20 protein-coding genes and 1 other annotated feature are annotated in these 24,634 nt (G+C 43.9%); of the genes, 3 read left to right on the top strand and 17 right to left on the bottom strand.

The window, feature by feature from the left end; genetic code table 11:
* Positions 1-25: 25 nt before the first annotated feature.
* Positions 26-2,665, bottom strand: coding sequence for a valine--tRNA ligase (locus QR721_RS08560; protein ID WP_348025958.1), 2,640 nt, complete (start codon positions 2,663-2,665; stop codon positions 26-28).
* A 66-nt stretch (positions 2,666-2,731) separates the two neighbouring features.
* Positions 2,732-2,961: a binding site (T-box leader), on the bottom strand.
* A gap of 207 nt (positions 2,962-3,168) precedes the next feature.
* On the opposite strand from QR721_RS08560, the gene QR721_RS13935 reads away from it, so the two are divergent.
* Positions 3,169-3,264 (top strand): hypothetical protein, encoded by a 96-nt coding sequence (locus tag QR721_RS13935; RefSeq protein ID WP_488656353.1) that lies wholly within the window; start codon positions 3,169-3,171, stop codon positions 3,262-3,264.
* Between the two features lie 1,003 nt (positions 3,265-4,267).
* Here the strand turns inward: QR721_RS13935 and QR721_RS08570 are convergent.
* The 11 genes from QR721_RS08570 to QR721_RS08620 form a co-directional block, all read right to left on the bottom strand.
* Positions 4,268-6,064 carry a LysM peptidoglycan-binding domain-containing protein gene (locus tag QR721_RS08570; RefSeq protein ID WP_348025962.1) on the bottom strand — a complete coding sequence of 599 codons (1,797 nt, stop codon included), beginning with the start codon at positions 6,062-6,064 and terminating at the stop codon, positions 4,268-4,270.
* A 119-nt stretch (positions 6,065-6,183) separates the two neighbouring features.
* The gene (hemL, locus tag QR721_RS08575) at positions 6,184-7,422 is read right to left on the bottom strand and encodes a glutamate-1-semialdehyde 2,1-aminomutase (RefSeq protein WP_431189540.1); all 1,239 of its coding nucleotides are present in this window, start codon (positions 7,420-7,422) and stop codon (positions 6,184-6,186) included.
* A gap of 74 nt (positions 7,423-7,496) precedes the next feature.
* A complete protein-coding gene (gene hemB / locus QR721_RS08580; RefSeq protein ID WP_348025966.1) occupies positions 7,497-8,486 on the bottom strand; it encodes a porphobilinogen synthase in 990 nt (329 codons plus the stop codon).
* A gap of 6 nt (positions 8,487-8,492) precedes the next feature.
* Entirely contained in the window at positions 8,493-9,260 is a 768-nt protein-coding gene (locus QR721_RS08585) for a uroporphyrinogen-III synthase (RefSeq protein ID WP_348025968.1), read from the bottom strand.
* Entirely contained in the window at positions 9,257-10,189 is a 933-nt protein-coding gene (gene hemC, locus QR721_RS08590; RefSeq protein ID WP_348025970.1) for a hydroxymethylbilane synthase, read from the bottom strand. Before hemC ends, QR721_RS08585 begins: the two co-directional genes overlap by 4 nt.
* A gap of 113 nt (positions 10,190-10,302) precedes the next feature.
* Positions 10,303-11,688, bottom strand: a complete 1,386-nt coding sequence (gene hemA, locus QR721_RS08595) for a glutamyl-tRNA reductase (protein ID WP_348025972.1) — start codon at positions 11,686-11,688, stop codon at positions 10,303-10,305.
* A gap of 164 nt (positions 11,689-11,852) precedes the next feature.
* Positions 11,853-12,434, bottom strand: coding sequence for a ribosome biogenesis GTP-binding protein YihA/YsxC (yihA, locus tag QR721_RS08600; RefSeq protein ID WP_348025974.1), 582 nt, complete (start codon positions 12,432-12,434; stop codon positions 11,853-11,855).
* Positions 12,435-12,449: 15 nt separating this feature from the next.
* Entirely contained in the window at positions 12,450-14,759 is a 2,310-nt protein-coding gene (gene lon / locus QR721_RS08605; protein WP_348025976.1) for an endopeptidase La, read from the bottom strand.
* A 350-nt stretch (positions 14,760-15,109) separates the two neighbouring features.
* Positions 15,110-16,387 (bottom strand): ATP-dependent protease ATP-binding subunit ClpX, encoded by a 1,278-nt coding sequence (clpX, locus tag QR721_RS08610; RefSeq protein ID WP_348025978.1) that lies wholly within the window; start codon positions 16,385-16,387, stop codon positions 15,110-15,112.
* A 362-nt stretch (positions 16,388-16,749) separates the two neighbouring features.
* Positions 16,750-18,030: a trigger factor gene (gene tig, locus QR721_RS08615; protein WP_348025981.1), complete on the bottom strand. Its 1,281-nt coding sequence runs from the start codon at positions 18,028-18,030 to the stop codon at positions 16,750-16,752.
* 120 nt (positions 18,031-18,150) lie between these two features.
* Positions 18,151-19,113 (bottom strand): tetratricopeptide repeat protein, encoded by a 963-nt coding sequence (locus tag QR721_RS08620; RefSeq protein WP_348025983.1) that lies wholly within the window; start codon positions 19,111-19,113, stop codon positions 18,151-18,153.
* A 352-nt stretch (positions 19,114-19,465) separates the two neighbouring features.
* On the opposite strand from QR721_RS08620, the gene QR721_RS08625 reads away from it, so the two are divergent.
* Positions 19,466-20,350, top strand: a complete 885-nt coding sequence (locus tag QR721_RS08625) for an EAL domain-containing protein (RefSeq protein WP_348025985.1) — start codon at positions 19,466-19,468, stop codon at positions 20,348-20,350.
* Positions 20,351-20,452: 102 nt separating this feature from the next.
* On the opposite strand, the gene QR721_RS08630 is transcribed toward QR721_RS08625, so the two are convergent.
* The 5 genes from QR721_RS08630 to QR721_RS08650 form a co-directional block, all read right to left on the bottom strand.
* Positions 20,453-21,250: an SDR family NAD(P)-dependent oxidoreductase gene (locus QR721_RS08630; protein WP_348025987.1), complete on the bottom strand. Its 798-nt coding sequence runs from the start codon at positions 21,248-21,250 to the stop codon at positions 20,453-20,455.
* Positions 21,251-21,268: 18 nt separating this feature from the next.
* Positions 21,269-21,706 (bottom strand): MarR family transcriptional regulator, encoded by a 438-nt coding sequence (locus QR721_RS08635; RefSeq protein WP_348025989.1) that lies wholly within the window; start codon positions 21,704-21,706, stop codon positions 21,269-21,271.
* Positions 21,706-22,461, bottom strand: coding sequence for an SDR family NAD(P)-dependent oxidoreductase (locus QR721_RS08640; protein ID WP_348025991.1), 756 nt, complete (start codon positions 22,459-22,461; stop codon positions 21,706-21,708). The genes QR721_RS08635 and QR721_RS08640 overlap by 1 nt, the downstream gene beginning before the upstream one ends.
* Before the next feature lie 183 nt (positions 22,462-22,644).
* Positions 22,645-23,298 carry a DedA family protein gene (locus QR721_RS08645; RefSeq protein ID WP_348025993.1) on the bottom strand — a complete coding sequence of 218 codons (654 nt, stop codon included), beginning with the start codon at positions 23,296-23,298 and terminating at the stop codon, positions 22,645-22,647.
* A 117-nt stretch (positions 23,299-23,415) separates the two neighbouring features.
* Positions 23,416-23,913 (bottom strand): DUF1648 domain-containing protein, encoded by a 498-nt coding sequence (locus QR721_RS08650; RefSeq protein WP_348025995.1) that lies wholly within the window; start codon positions 23,911-23,913, stop codon positions 23,416-23,418.
* 108 nt (positions 23,914-24,021) lie between these two features.
* Here QR721_RS08650 and QR721_RS08655 point away from each other — a divergent pair, with 108 nt between their 5' ends.
* A complete protein-coding gene (locus tag QR721_RS08655) occupies positions 24,022-24,597 on the top strand; it encodes a DUF2238 domain-containing protein (protein ID WP_348025997.1) in 576 nt (191 codons plus the stop codon).
* Positions 24,598-24,634 lie beyond the last annotated feature (37 nt).

Genomic DNA, 24,634 nt, shown 5'->3' on the forward strand with positions numbered 1-24,634 from the left:
AGAAACTTGCGGGACAGTCAAACTATTATTTCAATTCTTCCAAGCGTGCTTTTACTTTCGCCTGCTTTTCAAGATAATCTTTTTCTTTTTGTTTTTCTTCCTCAACAACCTTCTCAGGAGCTTTTGCGATGAAGCCCTGGTTGCCGAGTTTCTTCTGGACACGTTCTACTTCTTTCGTCCATTTCTCAAGTTCTTTCTCAAGACGAGCAATCTCTTTATCGAAATCAATCAGTCCTTCAAGCGGCAAGAACAATTCAGCACCTGTCACGACAGCGGACATCGCTTTAGCAGGAGCGTCGACAGCTTCGGCAATTTCCAGTTCACTCGTATTACAGAAGCGTTCAAGATAACTACGTTCGCTGTTTAGCTCATCAACGATTGTCGCGTTCTCAGCTTGGATCATCAGCTTGATCTGCTTGGACATTGGTGTATCCACTTCAGAGCGGATATTACGGATTGCCTTGATAATTGAAGTAAGACGTTCCATTTCCGTAACTGCTTGATCATCCTGGAATTCAGGGTTCACTTTTGGCCATTCAGCTACCGTAATAGATTCGCCCTGATGCGGAAGCTGCTGCCAAATTTCCTCTGTGATGAACGGCATGAACGGATGCAACATGCGCATTGTCTGATCCAATGTATGAGCTAGAACAGAACGAGTCATTTTCTTTGCCTTCTCATCGTCACCGTAAAGTGGCAATTTCGCCATCTCGATATACCAGTCACACAAGTCATCCCAGATGAAGTTGTACAAATGGCGGCCTGCTTCACCGAATTCATATTTATCCGTGTTGCGTGTCACTTGCTCAATTGTTTCATTCAAGCGTGTAAGAATCCATTTGTCAGCAAGTGATTTCTCACCGGAAAGATCAATGTCTTCATATGTGAAACCTTCCATGTTCATAAGTGAGAAGCGTGATGCGTTCCACACTTTGTTGGCGAAGTTCCATGTTGATTCAACTTTTTCCCAATGGAAGCGTAAATCCTGACCCGGTGTTGAACCTGTAAGCAGGAAGTAACGCAATGAATCAGCACCATACTTCTCAATGACATCCATCGGGTCGACACCATTTCCAAGGGACTTGGACATTTTGCGTCCTTCTGCATCACGGATAAGACCATGAATCAGAACATCTTTGAAAGGACGCTCGCCAGTGAATTGCTTGGACTGGAAGATCATGCGTGAAACCCAGAAGAAGATAATGTCATAACCTGTTACGAGTACATCTGTCGGGAAGTAGCGCTTGAAGTCCGGTGCTTCTTCATCCGGCCAGCCCATTGTTGAAAACGGCCAAAGTGCGGAAGAGAACCATGTGTCAAGAACATCTTCATCTTGCTTCCAGTTCTCGGCATCAGCTGGTGCTTCCATGCCTACATGGATCTCACCTGTTTCCTTATGATACCAAGCCGGAATGCGGTGCCCCCACCAAAGCTGACGGGAAATACACCAGTCACGGATATTCTCCATCCAGCGCAAATACGTCTTCTCAAAACGATCTGGCACGAAGTTCACTTTGCCTTCCGACTGCTGCATTGCTACAGCTTCGTCAGCAAGCGGCTGCATGTTTACGAACCACTGTGTTGAAAGATAAGGCTCAACGACTGCACCACTGCGTTCTGAATGACCAACTTGATGGACGTGATCTTCAATTTCAAACAGAACGTTCATATCTTGCAAGTCTTTTATGATTTGCTTACGGCATTCGAAACGGTCCAGTCCTTCGTACTTGCCAGCACGTGCGTTCATTGTGCCATCTTCATTCATAACAAGAATGCGCTCAAGATTGTGTCGATTACCAATTTCAAAGTCATTCGGGTCATGTGCAGGTGTAATCTTAACCGCTCCGGAACCAAATTCCATATCGACATAATCATCTGCAACAATCTCAATCTCACGGCCGACGATTGGCAAAATTACCTTTTTGCCGATGAGGTGCTTGTAGCGCTCGTCTTCAGGATGAACGGCAACAGCAGTATCTCCAAGCATTGTCTCTGGTCGAGTCGTTGCAATTTCAATTGTTTCATCAGAATCTTTGATTGGATAGCGCAAATGGTAGAACTTGCCCTGCACTTCTTCATAGATAACTTCAATATCAGAGAGTGCTGTTTTCGTAGCCGGATCCCAGTTAATGATGTATTCACCGCGGTAGATAAGTCCTTTTTCATAAAGGGTTACGAATACTTTGCGTACCGCTTCAGAAAGACCTTCATCCATTGTGAAACGCTCACGTGAATAGTCGAGGCCAAGGCCCATCTTCTCCCATTGCTTGCGGATGAATCCTGCATACTCTTCTTTCCATTCCCAAACAGTATCAAGGAACTTCTCGCGCCCAAGGTCGTAGCGGCTCTTGCCTTCTTCGCGTAGTTTTGCCTCAACTTTTGCCTGTGTCGCAATACCGGCATGGTCCATTCCCGGAAGCCAGAGGACGTCGTAGCCCTGCATACGCTTCATACGTGAAATCGTATCTTGCATTGTCGTATCCCAGGCATGTCCCAAATGGAGCTTTCCTGTAACGTTCGGCGGCGGAATGACAATTGTGAACGGTTCTTTGTCAAGATCCTGCCCTGCTTCAAAGAACTTGCCATCTAGCCAGAATTGATAACGGTTTTCTTCAACTTCCCCCGGATTGTACTTCGGAGGCAGTGATGTCTGTTTTTCTTCCATGGTAGTGCTCCCTTCCTAATGCGATGCATGACACCCCGGCAAAATAAAAAATCCTTCTCATCCCCAAAAAAGGACGAAAAGGATTCCGCGGTTCCACCTTTATTTACAGGCATAAAAATGCCGGTACACTCATGCAAGTTGTAACGGAACTTCTCCGGTCTGCCCCTACTGAATCAAGTTCAGGGCATCTGCTCGGCGGGCGACTTTCTGGAAATCCAGCTGAAGAACTCTCAGTCAAGGCTCTTCTCCCTGTGAAACTGCAACGATCCATACTACTCCCGCTTCCATGCATTTATCGCTTTGGTCTGCCTGTATTTTACCGTAACTCTCTGGTAAAAAGCAAGCTGCATTCACAAAGTCCAGGAACTCAAGCATAAAATGAAAAAAACAGATGAAAGCAGGTGGTCATCATATCACGACAATACCGTTACAAATTGCCGCCATGGGCGTTTACATGCCTATGTGTCATTGAGCGTGCGGTCGTTCCGATCCTCATCTTCCAGGTGTTCCGTACGCTCTTCCTGCCCACTACGTTCGACATTCTCTTGCTTGGCTTCATCACTGGTCTCTTCTTCGCGTTCTACTTGCGCTGGATTTGACAAGTCATCATTGCTGCTTTGCCATTCTTGGACAAAATTAAGCCCAAACATCATGACACGGAAATGTGCATTTAACCCTTCCACTGCTTCAAGCATGGAAACGGCTGAAGGATTTGCATCAAACCGGCGAACCCAGTTTAAATAAGGCATAGGGTCCAGAAGGCAAATCGATAGATGGCATCTTTCAAGGTCAGACAATTCATTTGCCGCTTCATATTCCCGATATGCCGCAATGTACTGGTCGCGTCTCATGAAGCACTCTGTCTTCATCAGCTCACTGCGGAAAAAATGATGCAGATCATCTGTCGCGTTGCCGCTCCGAGCGTTCTCCCAGTTAACAAATAAAGGTGTCGTTCCATTCAAAAAGTGCTCACTTGATAGCCGGCCATGCACAACACTCGTATGCCAATCGCCTTGTTCAATTAAACTTGAGAGCTGTTCAAGCTGCTTAATATGTTCGGCGCAAACTCTGTCTGCTTCCATATACTGCGTACAGAAGCTGAGTTCAAAAGGAGACATATAATGTCTTGTTTCGCATTTCTCAATGTGCTTTAAGAGCTGATTACGCAGCGTACCGATATTTTTCTTACATGTATTCACGGATCCCAGCCATGCCTCAGCTTTCGGCATGGCTGGCTCTTTTGTTTTCCGATGGATATGACCAATCGTCTTCAGCAATTGATCGGGCTTAGGATAGCTCGCATCAATCCAGGGCATTAGATAATAGACGTCTTCATTCATGCTTACAGAAGGAAATCCGTCTAAAGTCATATAGACTGGAAGCACGCCGCGCATTGTACCGATTGCAGCTTCATTGTGCAAACCTTGCCACAATGATTCGTCACGGATGGATGCCGTCCTTTTTTTCAAAGCATAGCTTCTGCTGCCGCATGTCGCTTTGAACAGGCGGCTTGTAATTTGCTCCATTTCGTTTGCTTCCAGACCATATCTTAAAAGTAGTTCCCTCTCCATATCCATTTCGCTTCACCTCGCAAAACTGCTTCTACGCATTTGCCTCGCGGGGAACAGGGATGTAAATAAGCTGTCCGGCGCCAAGGTTCTCGTTATCTAAACGGTTATGCTGCAACAAGCGAGAAACCGGAATTTCGTATCTTTCGGCAATAGACTCTATTGTATCCTTCTCCTGGACAATGTATAGACGCATTCTCGTAAAGCCTTCTTCATTATCTCTTCCGAACAGATCTGTCAAATTACCAAGATCCGCACCTTCTTCATCTGGCTTTTGAGCGTGGATTCCAGTTTCAGTACGCTGCTTCTTGTACACAGGAGACTCTTGTTGTTCTGACTCTTCTTGTTCCGACTCTGCTTGCTCTGGTCGATTTACTGCCTCAGAAGACTCATCAGCATCAGCTGAAGGCGTGCTTTCTTGTTCGACAGCTGACTCTTGATTTGCTTCCGGTTGCTGTTGCTGTTCAATGCGTCCCTGAACAGCTGGAGCTTCTTTAACATCCTCTGCCTCGCCGACTGGTTCAGACGCTGATATTTTTACTTCATCCGATTCTGTTTGTTCTTCTTGTCTTGGTTGCTCTTCTGCAGAAGGTGCCTGATTTTCAGTCTCTGCTTCTGTTTGCAGTTCAGAAGGCTCTTGATCTCTTGCTTCTGCTTGCTCTTCTTGTTTCCGCGCCTCGGCCTGATCTCTAGCTGCTGTAAAAGCAAGTTCCTGTGATGTTGATTCCGCTTCAGACAAATTTTGATCATTCTCTACTGCACTAGGGGCTTCTTCCTGTTGTGGCTTTGCCTCCTCTGCAGAAGGTTCCGAGTCCAATCTCACTTCTTCTCGTTCAACCTTTTCAGCTTTACTGTTTAGATTCAATGCAGGTTCCTGCTCTTCTTCTGCTTGTTGTTCGGAGCGGGCAAGTTCACAGCTTTCTTCGCTTAGAGATGCTTGATCGTTCTCTTCCGGAGTAGAGTTATTAGATAGCTCTAAACGGTGTTCAGAAGCTTCACTAGCAAGTTCCGTTTCACAGTTATTAGATTGTTTCGCTTCATCAGTTTGTTCGGAGTTCTCTGCGGAGTACCGGTCTGTAGAATTCGCTGGCTCGGACTGCTTTGCATTTTGTTTAGGTATTTCTTGTTCCGGAGTTAAAAAAGCTGACTGCAACGTATTTGATTGATTGTCCGCCAATGCCTCTGGCTCTTCATCTCTTCTAGATGCAGATGGCTCGATCTCTTCTGCCTCCGGGATAATATCAAAATCAAACTGTGGCAGCTGGTCGCTGAAAGTCGCGAGCTTGCCCATCAACTCTTCAAGCGCATCTGCTCCAATATCCTCCGCTCCAAAGAACGGCAATGGCAAATCTTTTTCTTCTGTCAAGAGTTCTGGTTCAGAGCGTTGCTCTTCCGGAAGAATTCCCCTGATTTCGATTGAAGCAAGTAAATTCAAGCGATCATTTGAAGGGAAATCATAGTCAAAAGTTGTTACTTGTACTTTGATTTCGTTCAAATCTTCCACTCTATCATGGGGGATGGAAATTTCAATTGGAAAATGATGCAGGAATGTAAGCTCTCCATCTTCTGTCTCACTCACTTCCTCTACACGCCGTATTGCCTGATCGTCCTCTTCCTCGTCGATAGGTACATAATCGGCATGACCATTCTCCCCGCGGCGGTATTCTCCTTTCAATTCTATGACACCGCGCAGCTGAACATATTCTGCTGGAGAATGGACGGAGATAATCGGCTCAAGAGAAATGCTGACCATCTCGCCGACTTCCTCTCCGCTCCGGAAATACAAGGATTCATTTAAATCAAAGCTGAATGCAGCTTGGTCTCTACTCATAAAAATCGCCCCGTTCCATAAAGATATTTCATTCTGCACCCCCATTCTATTCACTGGTAAAATAGTTTATGACATAAAAAAGAGCCATTCCTATATGTGGAATGGCTCTTTCAGCATAACTATTTTTTCAATTTCGCAAAAGTGCGGTCAATCGCTTCTACTGTCTTTTCGATATCTTCATCTGTGTGAGCTGTTGAGAGGAACAGACCTTCAAATTGTGATGGTGGCAGGAAGATCCCTTCTTCTGCCATCGCACGATAATAGGAACTGAACCGCTCCAAATCAGAAGTGCTTGCTGTTGCAAAATCAACAACATCCTGATGTGTGAAGAAGACTCCGAACATTGAACCGGCACGGTTGATTTGCAATGGAATGTCATATTTTTCGGAAGCGACACGGAATCCTTCAGCGAGGCGATCGACTTTTTTGTTAATCTCCTCATATGTTTCCGGTGTCAAAGCTTTCAATGTTTCATACCCTGCAGTCATCGCGAGCGGGTTTCCTGAAAGTGTACCCGCCTGATAAATATCGCCTGCTGGTGCAATTCGTTCCATGATTTCACGTTTACCACCATAAGCACCTACAGGAAGACCTCCGCCAATTACTTTACCGAGGCATGTCAGATCAGGTGTGACACCAAAGTAACCCTGTGCACAATTGTAACCGACACGGAAGCCAGTCATCACTTCATCAAAGATTAGCAATGTTCCGTTCTGCTCAGTGATTGTACGCAACTCTTGAAGGAAATCATTGCGTTGCGGCACGACGCCCATATTACCTGCTACAGGTTCAACGATAACACCAGCAATGTCATCTCCGAACTGCTTGAAAGCTTCACGAACGCTGTCCATATCGTTATATGGAACTGTGATCGTATTTTTCGCAATACCTTCTGGCACACCAGGACTGTCAGGAAGGCCTAGTGTAGCAACACCGGAACCTGCCTTGATCAGCAAGGAGTCACCATGACCGTGGTAGCAGCCTTCAAATTTCAAAATGAGATTGCGTCCTGTGTAACCACGCGCAAGACGGAGAACACTCATCGTAGCTTCTGTTCCTGAATTGACCATACGAACCATTTCCACAGAAGGGACACGGTCGATGACAAGCTTCGCCAGTTCGTTCTCAAGCAATGTTGGCGCACCAAAACTTGTCCCTTTTTCAGCTGCTTTTTTCAAAGCTTCAACAACATGATCAGCTGCATGGCCCAAAATGAGCGGACCCCAGCTAAGTACATAGTCAATATATTCATTGCCATCGATATCACGGATATGCGAACCTTTACCACTTTCCATGAAAATCGGATCCATGCCAACAGAACGGAATGCGCGTACAGGCGAGTTCACTCCGCCTGGCATGAGATCAACAGCCTCTTTGTATGCGTCAATAGATTGATTGAACTGTTTCAAAAGACTTCACCTCGGGACAGTTTTTAGTTATTTTCTTCCTGCAGCCATTTCGCCGCATCTTTCGCATGGTAAGTGATGATCATATTGGCACCTGCTCGCTTCATCGATAGAAGTGTCTCAAGGACAACACGTTTTTCATCGATCCAGCCATTCAGTGCAGCAGCTTTGACCATCGCATATTCGCCGCTCACATTATAGGCGACAAGCGGGACATTGCTCATATTGCGCACTTCACGCATGACATCAAGATAAACAAGTGAAGGCTTTACGATTAGCATGTCCGCACCTTCAGCAAGGTCTGTCTCAGCCTCTTTCAATGCTTCCAGGCGGTTCGCCGGGTCCATCTGATAAGTCTTGCGATCACCGAATTGTGGTGTAGAATCTGCTGCATCGCGGAAAGGACCGTAGTATGCCGATGCGTATTTCACTGCATAAGACATAATTGGAATCTCTTTAAAACCAGCTTCATCAAGTGCAGCACGGATCACTTTTACAAATCCGTCCATCATATTGGAAGGTGCGATAATATCTGCTCCTGCCTTTGCCTGGGAAACGGCTGTTTTCGCAAGCAGTTCAAGGGACTCGTCGTTTTCAACATCGCCATCGTGCACGACACCGCAATGGCCATGTGAAGTATATTCGCACAAGCATGTATCAGCTACAACGAGCAACTCAGGATCAACTTCCTTCGCTTTGCGTGTTGCCCGCTGAATAATACCTTCGTCGGAAAACGCACCGGAACCTTGCTCATCTTTCTCATTCGGCACACCAAAGAAAATGACAGAGCGAATTCCTAGTGCCTTCACTTCCTGAAGCTCTTTTTCCAGAAGGTCAAGTGTAATTTGGAAAACACCCGGCATGGAAGATACTTCGTTTTTCGTATTTTCACCTTCCAAAATGAATATCGGATAGATGAAGTCTGTTGCATGCAAATGTGTTTCTCTTACTAAGTCTCGCATCGCAGCAGATGAACGCAATCTGCGGTGTCTTCTGAATTTCATATCTTCTGCCATCGTTCATCAATCCTTTCCTGTAACAGCATGCCCCATCACGGAAACCATGCCTTCTATTGTAAACTCATCCGGTACGATGATATCGGCAAATCCACATGATTCTGCTTTCTCAGCAGTTGTCGTACCAATGCAGCAAATACTCGTATCTAAAAGATGAGGCAGCCCACCAAGGTCTATAAATGCTTCAATTGTAGATGGGCTAGTAAATGTGATAAACGCAAACTCATTTTCATCTAGTGTTTCGGTCAGTTTGCTGCCAATACTTTTATTATAAACAGTTTCATATACTTCAAGCGAATCAAACGCAATATTCTCGCGGCCGAACAGATGTGGCAGCACATCGCGGGAGCGTGACCCGCGGACGAGCAGGATTGTACCTGGACGTGGATGTTTACGGAGAAATTCATGACCCATCGTTTCTGCATCATATACTGACGGGATGAAATCAGCGTGTTTGCCATGCTCTTTTAATGCGTTCTCAGTTTTGTGACCGACAACGCCAATTTTCGCTGATGCGAATCGGTTCGCCGGTATTTTCAACGCCTCAAGTTGTCTAAAAAAGCAATCAACCCCATTTGCACTCGTAAATAAAATCCAGCTGTACGAATCAAGTCTTTGCCAAATCGGCAAATTTTCTGCACGCTGTGAGCAATTTATTTCAAGAAGGGGTAGCTCAACCGGAATGCCACCGGCCAAAGCAATTTGCCTGGAAAAAGCCTTTGCCTGGGATGCCTCTCTCGTCACAAGAATCTTCTTGCCTTGGAGAGGTTTCATTGGCTCTCATTCTCCGCTTTTACGCGCTCTACAATATCTTTTGCTCCTCGAGCGATGAGTTTATCTGCAGCAATCTTACCAGCTTCCTGCGGCGTGGCGGCGCGTACTGTCTCTTTTAACATTGTGGAACCATCTGGTGTACCGACAAATGCTGTAAGTACAACCTCTTCCCCTTCCAAATGAGCAAAACCACCGATAGGAATTTGGCAGCCACCTTCCAGAAGACGGAGGAAAGTACGCTCTGCCTCCACTGTCCGTGTCGTATATTCGTCATTAATCCGATCGAGCAATTCTAGAAGTTCTTTATCATCTACACGAGATTCAATTGCGAGTGCACCTTGGCCAACTGCAGGAATACATACTTCCGGATCAAGATATTCTGTAATCATGTCTTCACTTTTACCGACGCGCTTCAACCCTGAAACAGCAAGAATGATTGCATCATAATCCTCTTCTTCCATCTTGCGCATGCGTGTTTCGATATTACCGCGAATCCATTTAATGTTCAGGTCAGGCCTCGCCTGCAACAATTGCGCGGAACGGCGCAGACTGCTCGTGCCGACAATTGCTCCTTCCGGCAGTTCCATCAGTTTCTTACCGCTTTTGGAAATGAAAGCATCCCGATGATCTTCACGTACAGGAATACAGCTGATCATCAATCCATCCGGCAAGATTGCAGGCATGTCTTTCATACTGTGTACGGCAAAATCAATTTCCTTATCATACATTGCCTGTTCAATTTCTTTGACAAAGAGCCCCTTACCACCGACTTTGTTCAAAGTGACATCGAGAATCCGATCCCCGCGTGTGACGATTTTTTTAAGTTCAAATTCATTTTGCACGCCAGCTTTTTTCAACTGGTCGATGACCCACTCCGTCTGTGTAACAGCAAGATTGCTTTTTCTCGTTCCTACAATGATTTTGCGCATAAATACCGTTTCCCCCTCAGCAGTATGTCAAAATGAAATGATTTCATATGAATGAACCAGAGGCTGCCTTATCCTGTGCGGCAGGCGCCTCTGGTTCGATTTTTTAAAAAGTCCTACTGTCCGGACGTGATACGGTCCGCAAGCGAAAAAGTCAGGATTCCGGAATTGCCAGCTCCGAAGGCTACTGGATTCCCCTGTTCCCGGGATGATGCCAAATCATTCTTAACAGCTTCATCAATCCCGAAAATTTTCATAAACAAAGCAAGTGATTCCTCGGGATTCTCGCTCGTCGCCAATTCCTTCGCTTGTCTGATTGGCTCTTTCAACATTTGGTTAATAATGCTTTTTGTATGTTTATTCAATACTTTCTTTTCGCGCGTTGTCAGATCTGGCATTTTCCGCTCAATACTATTCATCGTTTCAGCCTGGATCGCAAGCGCCTTGTCTCGCAATGCAGAGATGATCGGTACGACACCTAATGTCGCCAACCAACCATTAAATGCAACGATTTCTTCCTCTAGCATCGCTTCAACTTCATTAGCGGCTTTTTTACGTGCTTCAAGGTTTTCATCAACGATATCCTGCAAGTTGTCGATATCATAAAGCTTCACACCATCAAGCCCGGCGATACCTGAATCAATATCACGCGGTACTGCAATATCGATCATAATCAAATCTGAAGGATTTCTTCGCTTGGAAAGAATCTCTTTGACCTGTTTCATATGAAGGACAATGTCAGGGGCGCCTGTTGAGCTGATGAGAACATCCGCCTCTTGCAACAAGTCTCCCAGTTTCTCATACGGAACCGCCTCTGCCCCTGTTTCGGAAGCGAGAACAGCAGCTTTCTCATAAGTCCGGTTAAGGATACTTAACCGAGCGGGTCCAGCAGCACTCAAGTTTTTGAGTGAAAGGGTGCCCATCTTACCGGCACCAAGGACTGCGACATGCTTGTCCTTCAGCGAACCGGAAAGCGCCGACTTCGCAAGCTGGACAGCAGCGTAGCTAATTGAAACAGCATGTTCACCGATCGCGGTCTCTTTGTGAGCCCGTTTTGCAAATGTGATCGCCTGCTTGAACAACTCATTGAAAATCGTTCCAGTCGTCCGCGATTTTTGCGCAGTGAGAAACGCATCCCTCACCTGACCGAGGATTTGAGTTTCACCAAGGACCATGGAGTCGAGACCTGATGCAACACGGAACAAATGTTCAATCGCCGCATCATTTTCTTCAATGACAAGATATGGCAAAAAACTTTCCTTATCAATTTCAAACCAATCGGAAAGGAATTGTTTAATATAATAACGGCCAGTATGTAGCTGGTCGGCAACAACATAAATCTCAGTGCGATTGCACGTTGAAATAATTACATTCTCAAGAATGCTCTTCTGCAAATTAAGATGGATCATGGCACCGTCGACCGCATCCTCGGAAAAGGCCAGTTTCTCACGAATTTCAACTGGGGCTGTTCTGTAATTCAAGCCGACTTTTATAATATGCACACTATCTACCCCCAAAAAATAAAGCCTTCCGTGTTTCACCCGTACTGCGACGTTCTGTATTTATTATAACATGTTTACCCGACTATTTTCCCGCAAAAGCAACAGTTTGATGAATAATATTCATGCGAAAGACGGCAGAATTGTAACATTCTGCCGTCTTTTTCTTACATATATGATTCAAGCAAGCGCCATGCTTCATCCTTGCCCTCTCCCGTTTCGGAAGAGAAAGGAATGATTGGATCTTCCCCTCGCATACCAAGTGTCTCACGTGTCCGTTTCAAATGAGCTTGCCGCTTCCCTTTAGGAATCTTGTCAAGCTTTGTAGCAATGACAATGATCGGCAGCTCGTAATGCAATAGGAAATCATACATAATACAATCGTCTTTTGTCGGTGCATGCCTAATATCTGTTACAAGCAATGCAGCCCGAAGCTGTTTGCGTTTCGTGAAATACTCTTCAAGCATATGGCCCCATTTTTCTCTTTCTTTCTTGGAGACCTTCGCGTAACCGTAGCCCGGCACATCGACGAAGTGAAATGCATCATTGATTTTATAGAAATTCAATGTTTGTGTTTTTCCAGGCTTAGAAGAAGTCCGTGCCAAGTTCTTACGCTGGATCATCTTATTAATAAAAGATGACTTCCCTACGTTTGATCTGCCCGCGAGTGCAAATTCAGGAATCTGCTCTCCCGGATACTGTTTCTCGCTTACTGCGCTAATGATAATTTCGGCTTGTGTTACTTTCATGAATGCCATTCCCCTCTAAACTAATGCGTGTTTCAATACCTCGTCCAAATGCTTCACCTTAATGAATGTCAGGTCTTTGCGGACGCTTTCTGGAATATCATCAATATCACGCGCGTTGTCTTCCGGTATGATAATTGTTGTAATTCCCGCTCTATGTGCACTCATCGACTTCTCTTTAAGCCCGCCTATAGGCAGAACGCGCCCTCGCAATGTAATCTCCCCAGTCATGCCTACTTCTCTTCTAACTGCACGTTTTGTCAGTGCAGAAACAAGTGCTGTAGCAATCGTGATTCCGGCGGAAGGACCATCTTTCGGCGTTGCGCCTTCCGGAACGTGTATATGAATATCATACTTTTCATAAAAATCCGGGTCAATATCCAATTCTTCAGCACGGGAACGCACATAGCTGAATGCAGCTTGAGCCGACTCCTGCATGACATCTCCAAGCTTCCCTGTCAAGGTCAGTTTTCCTTTGCCTGCATAGTAGGTAACTTCAATCGGAAGAATGTCTCCCCCTGCAGCTGTATAGGCAAGTCCTGTCGCTGTTCCGACCTGGTTTTCATTTTCCATCTGTCCGTATCGGAAATACGGTTTGCCGAGGAATTCTTCAAGGTTCTTATTAGAAACGACGACACGCTTTTTATCCTCTGAAATAATGATTCTCGCTGCTTTTCGGCAAAGTGTCGCAATCATGCGCTCAAGCCCACGAACACCAGCTTCTCGCGTATATGTGCGTATGAGTGTCAGCAACGCATCATCTCTGATTTGCAGCTGAGATTTTTTCAATCCATTCTCTTTAATCTGTTTCGGCAAAAGATGTTCTTTAGCGATATGTTGTTTCTCAACTTCTGTATAACCAGCCAGTGAAATGACTTCCATCCGGTCAAGAAGCGGACCTGGAATGTTATTCACATAGTTAGCTGTCGCAATGAAAAGAACATTTGAAAGATCATACGTCTCTTCAATATAATGATCGCTGAAATTACGGTTCTGTTCCGGATCGAGCACTTCCAGCATTGCAGAAGATGGATCACCACGGAAATCGTTCGACATCTTGTCAATTTCATCGAGGAGGATAACCGGATTCACAGTTTCCGCACGCTTCATACCTTGCAGAATACGTCCTGGCATTGCGCCGACATATGTCCTACGGTGACCGCGAATTTCCGCTTCATCTCGTACACCACCGAGAGAAATACGGACGAAATTACGATTGATCGACTCCGCAATGGATCTGACTAGGGATGTTTTACCGACTCCTGGAGGTCCTACAAGGCAAAGGATCGGTCCGCGAATCGATTCTGTCAATTTCTGTACTGCCAGATATTCAAGAATCCGCTCTTTCACTTTCTCCAAGCCATAATGCTCTTTGTTCAGAATGTCTTCAGCATGAGATAACTCAATTTCTGCTTTTGTCTTCTTAGTCCATGGGAGTGCTAGCAGCCAGTCCAAATAGTTGCGGATTACAGAGCTTTCACCAGAGTTCTGCGGTATGCGCTCATAGCGATCAAGCTCTTTTTTCGCAACTTCTCTAATGCGGTCTGGCATATCAGAGTTCTCGATACGTTCTGCAAGCTCACCGATTTCGCCAGTTTTGCCTTCGTTTTCACCAAGTTCTTTCTGGATGGCCTTCAGCTGTTCGCGCAAATAATATTCTTTTTGCGTCTTGTCCATTGAGGACTTAACACGCTGAGAAATCTTCTTTTCAATCTCCAATACTTTCTTTTCATCTGCAATGTATTCAATGAGGCGTTTCATCCGCTTAATCGTGTTCGATGTTTCCAGCAGATTCTGTTTTTCTTTAAGTTTGAGCGGCAAGTGGACCGAAATCACGTCTGTCATACGTGCCGGCTCTGTAATGTCAGAGACAGATTCCAATGTATCTTTATTGATTTTGCGAGAAACTTGCACATACTGTTCAAATTGCTCATAAAGAGCGCGAGCATACGCTTCTTCCTCGTGCGAATCCCCTGAATCCTCTGCCAGTTCTTCATACTCTACTTCCAAATAACTTTCCTGATCGGTATAACGAAGAATTTTCGCTCGTGTTTCACCTTCGACCAAGATGCGGAAAGTGTCATTCGGCAGTTTAATCATCTGTGTCACTTTTGCAATGGTACCAATTTCATAAATATCGTCTTTTTCAGGATCGTCGGTTGCAGATTCTTTTTGTGCAGAGAGGAATATGCATTGTTCCCCGAGCATTGCCTGCTGAAGCGCAGCGACGGAGCGGTCGCGTCCGACATCAAGGTGGACAACCATTGATGGATAGATGACCAATCCGCGCAAAGCCATTAGAGGGAGTATTTTATTATCTGTTGTCATTCGGCATACCTCCATGAATCATTGCTGTAGTATGTATATTAAACAGTTACAGTTATTTCAGTCATATGTAGAACAGTATTCCCTGCGCCTGCACAATTAACCTTGTTTTCGGCAGACTTAGGGCAAGTTACCCATTAAAAGAATGAAAGAGACCGGCAGAGAGCATTCGCAAAATCATTGCATCCCGGCCGGTCTCTTTATTATTGAATATTATCGCAGATTGACGAGCAGTAAGTCCGCATCTCAAATAAGGTGGAGGGACCTCCCTCCCAAATGGGAAGCTGCCCCTTAAGGTCCGATTTGTCCTTCTTGCAATAAGCAGGGCTGACCTCTCAACTTACCGAGTTTACTTATGCACTTTCCTTTGGAAGACTGTCTTTTGAGCTGGCAACCGTTCCGTCTTTAAGGACAAGCTTCGGTGCTCCGTCTTCCTCTGTAACTGTTTCTTTCGTAACGATGCATTTCTCGATATCATCACGTGAAGGCAGTTCAAACATTACTTCAAGCATGATGTTTTCGATAATGGAGCGGAGTCCACGGGCACCTGTCTTACGTTCTATCGCCTTTTTCGCGATTTCTTCAAGAGCGCCTTCCTCGAAATCAAGCTCGACACCGTCGATTTCAAACAGCTTCTGATATTGCTTGACGAGTGCATTTTTTGGCTTCGTCAAAATATCAACAAGTGCTTTCACATCAAGCGGCTCAAGACTTGCGATAACCGGGAGACGTCCAATGAATTCTGGAATCAGACCGTAGCTCTGCAAATCTTCAGGCAATACCTTGGAAAGCAGAACGTTCTGTTCAAAGTCTTCGGATTTTGTATCCGCACCAAAGCCGATTACTTTCTTGCCGAGACGACGCTTGATGATCTGATCGATTCCATCAAATGCTCCACCTACGATGAAAAGTACATTCGTTGTATCAATCTGAATGAACTCCTGATGAGGGTGCTTTCTTCCACCTTGAGGCGGTACGCTCGCAACAGTTCCTTCAAGGATTTTCAAGAGCGCTTGCTGTACACCTTCACCGGAAACGTCACGTGTAATGGACGGGTTCTCAGATTTACGGGCAACTTTATCAATTTCATCGATATAGATGATGCCTTTTTCAGCTTTTTCAATATCATAGTCAGCAGCTTGAATCAGTTTTAGAAGAATGTTCTCAACGTCTTCCCCAACATAGCCTGCTTCTGTAAGTGAAGTCGCATCCGCCATAGCGAAAGGAACATCAAGAATACGGGCAAGTGTTTGAGCAAGAAGTGTCTTACCGCTACCAGTTGGCCCAAGGATAGCGATATTGGACTTAGATAGTTCGACATCGCCACCATACTGTGGTGAATTAATTCGCTTGTAATGGTTATATACAGCAACAGCCAGACTCTTCTTGGCATTGTCCTGTCCGATTACATACTCATCGAGAGTTTGGCGGATCTGTGCAGGTTTCGGAAGTTCTTTGAATTCCGGTTCTTCTTCCGTACCCAGTTCCTCTTCAACAATCTCTGTGCACAACTCGATGCATTCATCACATATATATACGCCGGGTCCAGCTACAAGTTTGCGGACCTGCTCCTGGCCTTTTCCGCAGAATGAGCATTTGAGCTGCCCTTTCTCTTCGTTAAATTTAAACATACCAATTCACCCCTAAAATAAAACTTACTTGCCACCATCAAATCCGCATTGCAATCATTTCAATTAAACATATCATACCAAAAATAGTATGCAAAACAAAACGATACACATCACAGCAAAAGTTTCCTATTTGAATATATGATTCAAACAGAGATAGAACGTTTCGAACAACATTTAAAAGCATAAAATCTGGCAGGGTGCCGTCATTCATTATACTGCATTTACTGCTTTCACATTACGTATTTCATTCATGCTGTCGTTCATTTATTGCCGTATTATACGCATTATAGACAAAAAAGTAAAACAAGATGCAACTGAACGGCATCTTGTTTTACTTTTTATTTCATATAGTCATAAATTGCTTATTTTGTTTTGCTTTGTTCATCAAGGAATTCAATTGCTTTGCGGTATTTAAGGTCTTCCTTGATCATTTCAGTGTTGCCACCAAGCATAGCTTTAAGCTGTTCAACGTCTGTTTGGTACATTTCAGCCATTTGCTCAAGCTCTTTGTTAGCATCTTCATCTGACACTTCAAGATTCTCTTGTTCGAAGATTGCTTCAAGAACGAGGTTAGTCTTAACACGTTCAGAAGCATTTTCTTTCATTTGGCCGCGAAGATCGTCAACTGACTGGCCAGAGAATTGAGTGTAAAGATCAAGTGTCATACCTTGCATTTGCAAGCGCTGTTCGAATTCCTGAACCATACGGTCAGTTTCAGTTTCTACCATTGCTTCTGGGATATCAACTTTTGCGTTGTCAGTAGCTTGCTCAAGCAATGCTTCACGCTTAGCGTTTTCAGCTGCCTGCTTTTTATCCGCTTCAAGCTTTTCACGAGTTTTTGCTTTAAGATCAGCAACACTTTCAGCATCCTGGTCTTTTGCAAACTCATCATCAAGCTCAGGAACTTCTTTTTCTTTGATTTCATGAATATGAACTTTGAAAGTAGCTTCCTGACCTGCAAGGCTTGTTTCATGATAGTCTTCAGGGAATGTTACTTTTACTTCAGTATCTTCTCCGGACTTCTTGCCAACAAGCTGCTCTTCGAATCCAGGAATGAACTGGCCAGAGCCGATTTCAAGAGAATAGTTGTCGCCTTTGCCGCCTTCAAAAGCTTCCCCATTATGGAAGCCTTCGAAATCGATAACAGCAGTATCGCCTTCAACGATTTCGCCTTCTTCTTTAACAACAAGCTCTGCTTGCTGATTGCGAACCTGATCGATTGCCTGATCAACTTCTTCATCAGTTACTTCAACAGATTCAACTTCTACTTCAAGGCCTTTGTATTCGCCAAGTTCAACTTCCGGCTTGACTGTAACTTCAGCTTTGAAAACGATGCCTTTGCCGCGTTCAATTTCTTCAACGTCGATTGAAGGCTGATCAACTGGCTCAATACCAGCTTCTTTAACAGCTTCAGGATATGCAGATGGAAGTACAGCATCAATTGCATCCTGATAGAGTGATTCAACGCCAAAGCGCTTTTCAAACATGCCACGTGGCATTTTACCTTTACGGAATCCAGGTACGCTTACTTGCTTAACGACTTTATTGAAAGCCGTATCAAGAGCCTCTTCGAATCTTTCTGATGAAACTTCAAAAGTCAGTACTCCAACGTTACCTTCTTGTTTTTCAAATTTAGCAGACATACTGTTCCCTCCAACATCTATGTGTCCTGTCACGTTCAGCAATTCAACTTAAGTACTTACACATGCAGATTTGCAACCATTACATTATAACATATCTATCTTGCCTTTCAAGCATTTCTCCTATGTCCCTATGATTGTCAGGTAGAGAGCTTGGCAAGTGTTCAATTCTTCTATGTATTGCGAGCAGTTTGAGCTGCCTTCTTCCACTATGTCATTTCCTGATGCGAATCGAAGGGCATGCACGATGCATTCCGGGTTGCGTTCCGGTTCATTAAATGGATACAGAACGTACAAATATCTTTCCAGAGCTTCCATCATTAAACCATAGCGTGTAGGATCTTGCTGTTCTGTTTCTTTCAATAGATTCCGGACTCTTAATCCAAGTTCGAATTGACCAAGCGTCGGCAAATCATTCGGTACGACCTCAAGATAATGGCCAAATTTTTTCAAACCTATAGGTCCCTCATGATTGCGGTCCTTCAGCCAGAGGAGAATAGCGGTCTTTGTTACCGGATGCACAGTATCATCAAGAAGCATCTCTTGAATGAAATGATCTGGTTCTATTCTCGTCTTGCGCATTTCTTCAATAAGTCCCCATTGACGTCGATGGTCTTCGGCCTGTACAGCTTCGATCAATGATGACATATCTTCCTTCCATTTTCTGTCCGAAAGATCACTGCGCATGTTTTCGCTGATTGCATATAATTGCTGGTACTGCTCCTTCATTGAACTTGGCAAATCGGGACGCTCCAGCACTTCATCCACTGTCTCAACGAGCAAGTCATGCTGGTCTGTCTGAAATAATAGGGTCAAATAGATATGCATATAATCGTAGAAGCCATCATCCTCGCTTTCAAGCAATGATTCGACTTCACTCTGGGCTTCACCAAACTCACCAAGTTCCATGAGGCAAATCAGTTTCCCGACATGGATTTCACTGCTTGCTTCATTATAATAAATGAGCAGATCCAGCTTCTCCAGTGCCTCGCTGTAGCGCTTTTCTTTAAGCGCAGCCAAACTTTCATTCTCCAGCCGTTTTTTCCATTTCGGAAAGAGAATGAGATTATCGGATTTTCCTGTCATTCAGTCACCTCCGTTCTCTTATATTGTTCTCATCATTATAACGTTAACACCTAAAAAAGTACTGAATAATGCCTGTTTTTGAAACGTTCACACTCAATTGCCTGAACTTAAGAATTTCATTTGAGTATATAGAACAAAAAGTTGTATTTCAACCGGGTTAAATGTACTATGTAAACACAATTTGCATTCTCGTATATACAGCAAATGAATTACGACTAAAGTTGGAAAGGATAATTTTATGTCATTTTGTGATGCATGCGCCCCAAGGCCCCTTGCTTATCAGATACAATTCACAAGTGCCGAAAACCAATTACATATACCCGCAATTGTCCGGCATTTAACATCAAAAGGCATGTTGCTTCGAAATCATGATGATCTGTTGCTTGTCAAAGAAGAAGCTGTACGAGGCCTGTATGATTACTTTCTCGACCATATGGACCTGAAGAATATTCGATTCCGGCTTACCTCATCAGACTGGCAGCCGTTTGAGGAAGCACTCGGATTGCTTGAAAACCGCTGGATTGACAAGGTGATCAGTGAGGAGCTTGTCCAGTTCCATTACCAGCCGATCATTGATGCTGACAAAAATATATATGCACATGAAATGCTCGCCCGTTTCACTTCAGAAGATGGAGCGCCTGTATCCCCATACGAGGCATTCCAATCAGCACGAAGCAGAAACCGCACATATGCACTTGATCGAATATGCAGGACGAACGCGGTTAAACAATCCGGGAAAGCACCGGAAAAGGTGTTCATCAATTTTATTCCGACATCTATCTATTCTCCAGAACATTGTTTGCGAACAACTGTCCAACTGGCACATAGTCTTAATCTATCTCCTTCAAAGTTTGTTTTTGAAGTTGTTGAAACAGAGAAAGTGTCAGATATGGATCATTTAAAAGAAATTCTCGACTTTTACAGGGAAAAAGGCTTTTTATATGCATTGGATGATGTAGGTGCCGGTTTCAATGATGCTGATACAATAAAAGAATTGCAGCCACATTATATGAAGCTGGACATGAAATTTGTTCAAGGCGTTTCTCATGATGCCGATAAACAAAAAGCCGCTCTTCATATTCTTAACACCGCTGAATCCGTCGGCTCGATCACACTCGCTGAAGGAGTCGAAGAGGAAGAGGATTTCATTTGGCTAAAAAATGCAGGATTCAAGCTGTTCCAGGGATATCTATTTGGAAAACCGGCCCCTGTTCCAGCCGATTCTGTCCAATCATAGAATAAGCATTTCAAGACGTTGTCGGATTTAGGACAAGGACATTTATTCCAAAGTCAAAAGAACCCGCTGGAAATATAATATTTCCAGCGGGTTCTACTATTATTAGCTATTCATCAATTTGTTAAAGTCAGCGATGACCGGGTTTGTAATCGTATAGCCTCCATCAATCACTAGCATTTGTCCTGTCATGAATTTAGACTCATCTGATGCGAGATATACTGCCGCATGTCCGATATCTTCTGGCTGGCCATGATATGGAAGTGCGTTGTACTTAAGGAAGATTTCACGTACTTGCTGAGGCAAGTTTTCCTCTGCTGATGGGGTAAGAATCAACCCTGGCGCAATGGAGTTGCAGCGAATGTTGTCTTTGCCGTACTGTGCAGCAATGTACTTTGTCATATTTGCAACAGCTGCCTTCGAAGCACCATAAGCAGTACGAGTAGAATCACCGTCAATTGCGCCAATTGAGACTGTATTAATGATAGAGCCTCCACCAGCTTTTTGCATATGAGGTATCGCATAACGACTGCCAAGAAGCGCACTCTTTGTATTCACGTTCATCAAGCGATCCCATTCATCCAAATCAATGTTGACGACATCAAGGTCCTTCTTCAGATTTGTAAGGCCAACGTGGTTATGCATAATTGTAAGGGTGCCGTATTTCTCAACTGTGAAGTCAACTGCTTCTTTAATTGAATCAGCTTTTGATGCGTCGAGGAAGATACCTGATGCTTCTCCTCCATCGGCTTTAATATCTTCAGCTGCTTTCTTAGCACCTTCTTCGTTATAATCGGCGATTACAACTTTTGCTCCTTCTTTTGCCATCAGTTGTGCAGTTGAAAGACCAATTCCTGATGCCGCTCCTGTAAGCAATGCTACTTTGTTTTCCAATCTTCCCATTCTAATCTACTCCTTCAACTATTCAAGTTCTTCTAAGATGCCGACCAATTTCTTTTGAATACGCAAATATTCATCGAGCTCGTTTTTATCAAGCTTTTCAAATACTTCTTGTCTTAACTGTGCACCTTTTTCATGAGCTTTCTTCAGGAAATCTTTACCATCTGGTGTAAGTGCCAGCCGGACAATACGACGATCCTGCTCATCCCGCTCACGACTCGCAAACCCTTCCTTTAAAAGACGGTTGGCGATATTCGTCATGGCGCCAGGTGTATATCCAAGCATATTCGCGAGTTCTGTCTGTTTCAAAGCTCCATGTTCATCTAATTGATGCAATACGAGAATTGGAGAAATACCTAAATTCTGCGGAAATGATCTTGTCCAGCGGACGATCATTTCATTGGAAAACTGTTCTACTGTCCGGATCAGTTCGAACACATTGTCTTGTTGTTTAGCCATTAGCGCAACATGATGGATCCGCCGTCCACCATCATTGTCTGGCCAGTCATATAATCTGAATCTTCACTAGCCAGGAATACGGCGACGCGTCCGATATCCTTCTCAATATCTCCGACACGGCGCATTGGAATCTTTTTCAGCATGGCTTCGTAATAATCCGGATGTTCTTCGGCCCATGCTTCCATACCTGGGGACTTCGCAATAGGTGAAATCAAGTTGACATTAATGCCAAATGGTCCCCATTCATTCGCAGATACACGCGAAATGGCACGGATTGCTTCTTTGGCAGCAGCATAGGAAGCTTGATTTGCGTCCCCATTGATGCCCGCTCCCGAAGCAAAATTAATCACTTTACCCTTTGTTTCTTTCAGATACGGCAAGGCTGCCTGCATCAAATAGAAGGTCGGATAGAATCCTGTATCAAATGACAGATCAAGTTCTTTTTTTGTCGTCTCTGCAAATGACATATTGCGCGACGCATGGGCATTATTAACAAGAATGTCCAACTTTCCAAATTGCCCAACGACTTCATCAATAATATTATTTAATTTCTCATGTTCTGCAAGGTTAGCCTGAATGAATATAGAATCAGGCTGTATGTCTTGCAATTGCTTCAATGTCTCATTGCCAGCTTCTTCATTTAAATCTACGATGGCAAGCTTAGCACCTTCCTTGGCCATCGCTCTTGCCATCCCATTGCCAATCCCGCCTGCTCCGCCGGTAATGACAGCAACTTTGCCTTCAAGTTTACCCATGAAATCAGATCTCCTTTTAATTGGCATATATATAATATAACATTAAATATTTTAACATTAAAGTATTTTGTTTGATTTATTTTCATTCCACATATGAACTTAATATGCACTTCCCGTTATAACCCTATCCAACTCACAAAAAAGCACATCTCTTCTCCGACTGGAAAAGAGATATGCCTTTAATTAAATAGGCTTGTTCGCCGTAAATTTATTTTTCAACCAGGCTATGATTGCCGGCAACACTGAGATGAATACGATGGCAATCAGTACTGTTGAGAAATTGTCCTTGATAATAGGAATATTCCCAAATAAATAGCCAAGCATTGTGCAAATTCCAACCCAAAGGGCGGCCCCGACGATATTGTATGTCAGGAAATAACGATAGTGCATTGAACTTGCTCCGGCAACAAATGGTGCGAACGTACGGATGAACGGCATGAACCTTGCAATTACGATTGTTTTACCACCATGCTTGTTAAAGAAAGCCTCCGCCTTCTCCATTTTCTCTCTATCGATTATTTTGCCAAACCAGCTATCCTGCGGAATGGATGTCCCAATTTTATTACCGATTGCGTAATTCAATGTATCCCCCAGCACTGCAGCAATGAAGAACACAACAATTAGCAGCGCAATATGGAACGCCCCTGTCGCTGCGAACGCACCTGCAGCAAAAAGCAAAGAATCCCCGGGCAAGAACGGGAAAATGACGACACCCGTTTCCACAAAAACAATTAAGAACAAAATGACATATGACCAGATTCCGAACATATCAATGATTTCTTTCAGATGCACATCAATATGCAAAATGAAACTGATCAAGTATTGAATGATATCCATTTTTATCTCCCTGCTTCGCATTGTTAATTCATATCTATGTTGCAAGTCCAATTATAAACCCAAATATGTACAGGCAGGTAGCAAAAAGCGGTAATCATTTGTTAAAATCCTGTGACATCAGCGGAGTTTGTACATTTTATAGATGAGATAACCCATTGAGGCGAATAACAGCCCGAGGTAAATGACAAGATCGAATGGAGCGATATGAAGAGGTTTTCCAATTGCACTCCGGACAGCTTCCCATGTTGCATAGCATAAATAAATGACGGTAAGATTTTTTATAATATTAAGCATCAATACTGAATTACGGACGAGAGGCTCCCTATTCTCTTCTGTCACTTCAACTGGGAATTTATGTGCTTCCGGAAATTTTTCAAGAATAGTGATGCCAATCCAGGTAATCATCCCGATTAAAATTAGAATGAATAAAGACCCTTTCCCTCCCCATCCATCTGCCTCTCCGGCAATATTAAAATGGATTGGAATTTTGTCAGGTACTTCTCTCCATATAATGAACAGGCTGATACAGACGGTAAGCAAAATAACTAATGCAACACCATTAAGGACTTTCTCAAACAAAGAAAGTCTTGTTTTTGTGTATTTTTTCTCGCTCAATTCATCTCCTCCTATAAAATCAAATTCCTTTATGTGGATGATTATACCAAAAACATGTATTGAAAAGACTTACTCTGCCAAAAATAGAAAGAAAGAGGTGTTCAATTCATGCGTAGAAAAACAATTATTATATTTAGCACGGCCTATGTCCTGCTTATGGCCATTACATTCATCATTCAGCATATGAATGGTGATGCTTCCAAATGGACGGATACGCTTGGCAGAGTTTCAGCGAGCTTGCTGCCATTGCTTCTTCTCTTCATGAAACGCATTCCATTCCCTGTACCGCTCATCATCAGTTATTATCTGCTGATTTTTTGCACATTTTATCTTGGAGCAACGATTAGACTATATGACAAATTCAAATGGTGGGATACCGGAACCCATGTGATCGGCGGCATATTTATGTCCTACGTAGCAGCAACACTTTATAAAATCATGGTACCTAATCCAGAGGACCAAAAAATTCCAGCCTGGCTTCTGTTTCTATTCGCCCTTTCATTTTCTATGTTTGCAAGTGTCATGTGGGAAGTGGTTGAATTCGCAGCTTCCGAAATGGGAAAACTCGAAGCTGATAGCCAGAAGGATACGATGACTGATCTGATTGCAGGTCTCGTTGGTGGAGTTATTGCAGCAATCCTTATCGTCATTACTAGAAAAAAAGGAAATCTAAATGACCATTAATAAAGAAGCTGCGAACTAGATATCGCAGCTTCTTTAT

Source organism: Aciduricibacillus chroicocephali, assembly GCF_030762805.1.
GTDB classification, from domain to species: Bacteria; Bacillota; Bacilli; order Bacillales; family Amphibacillaceae; genus Aciduricibacillus; species Aciduricibacillus chroicocephali.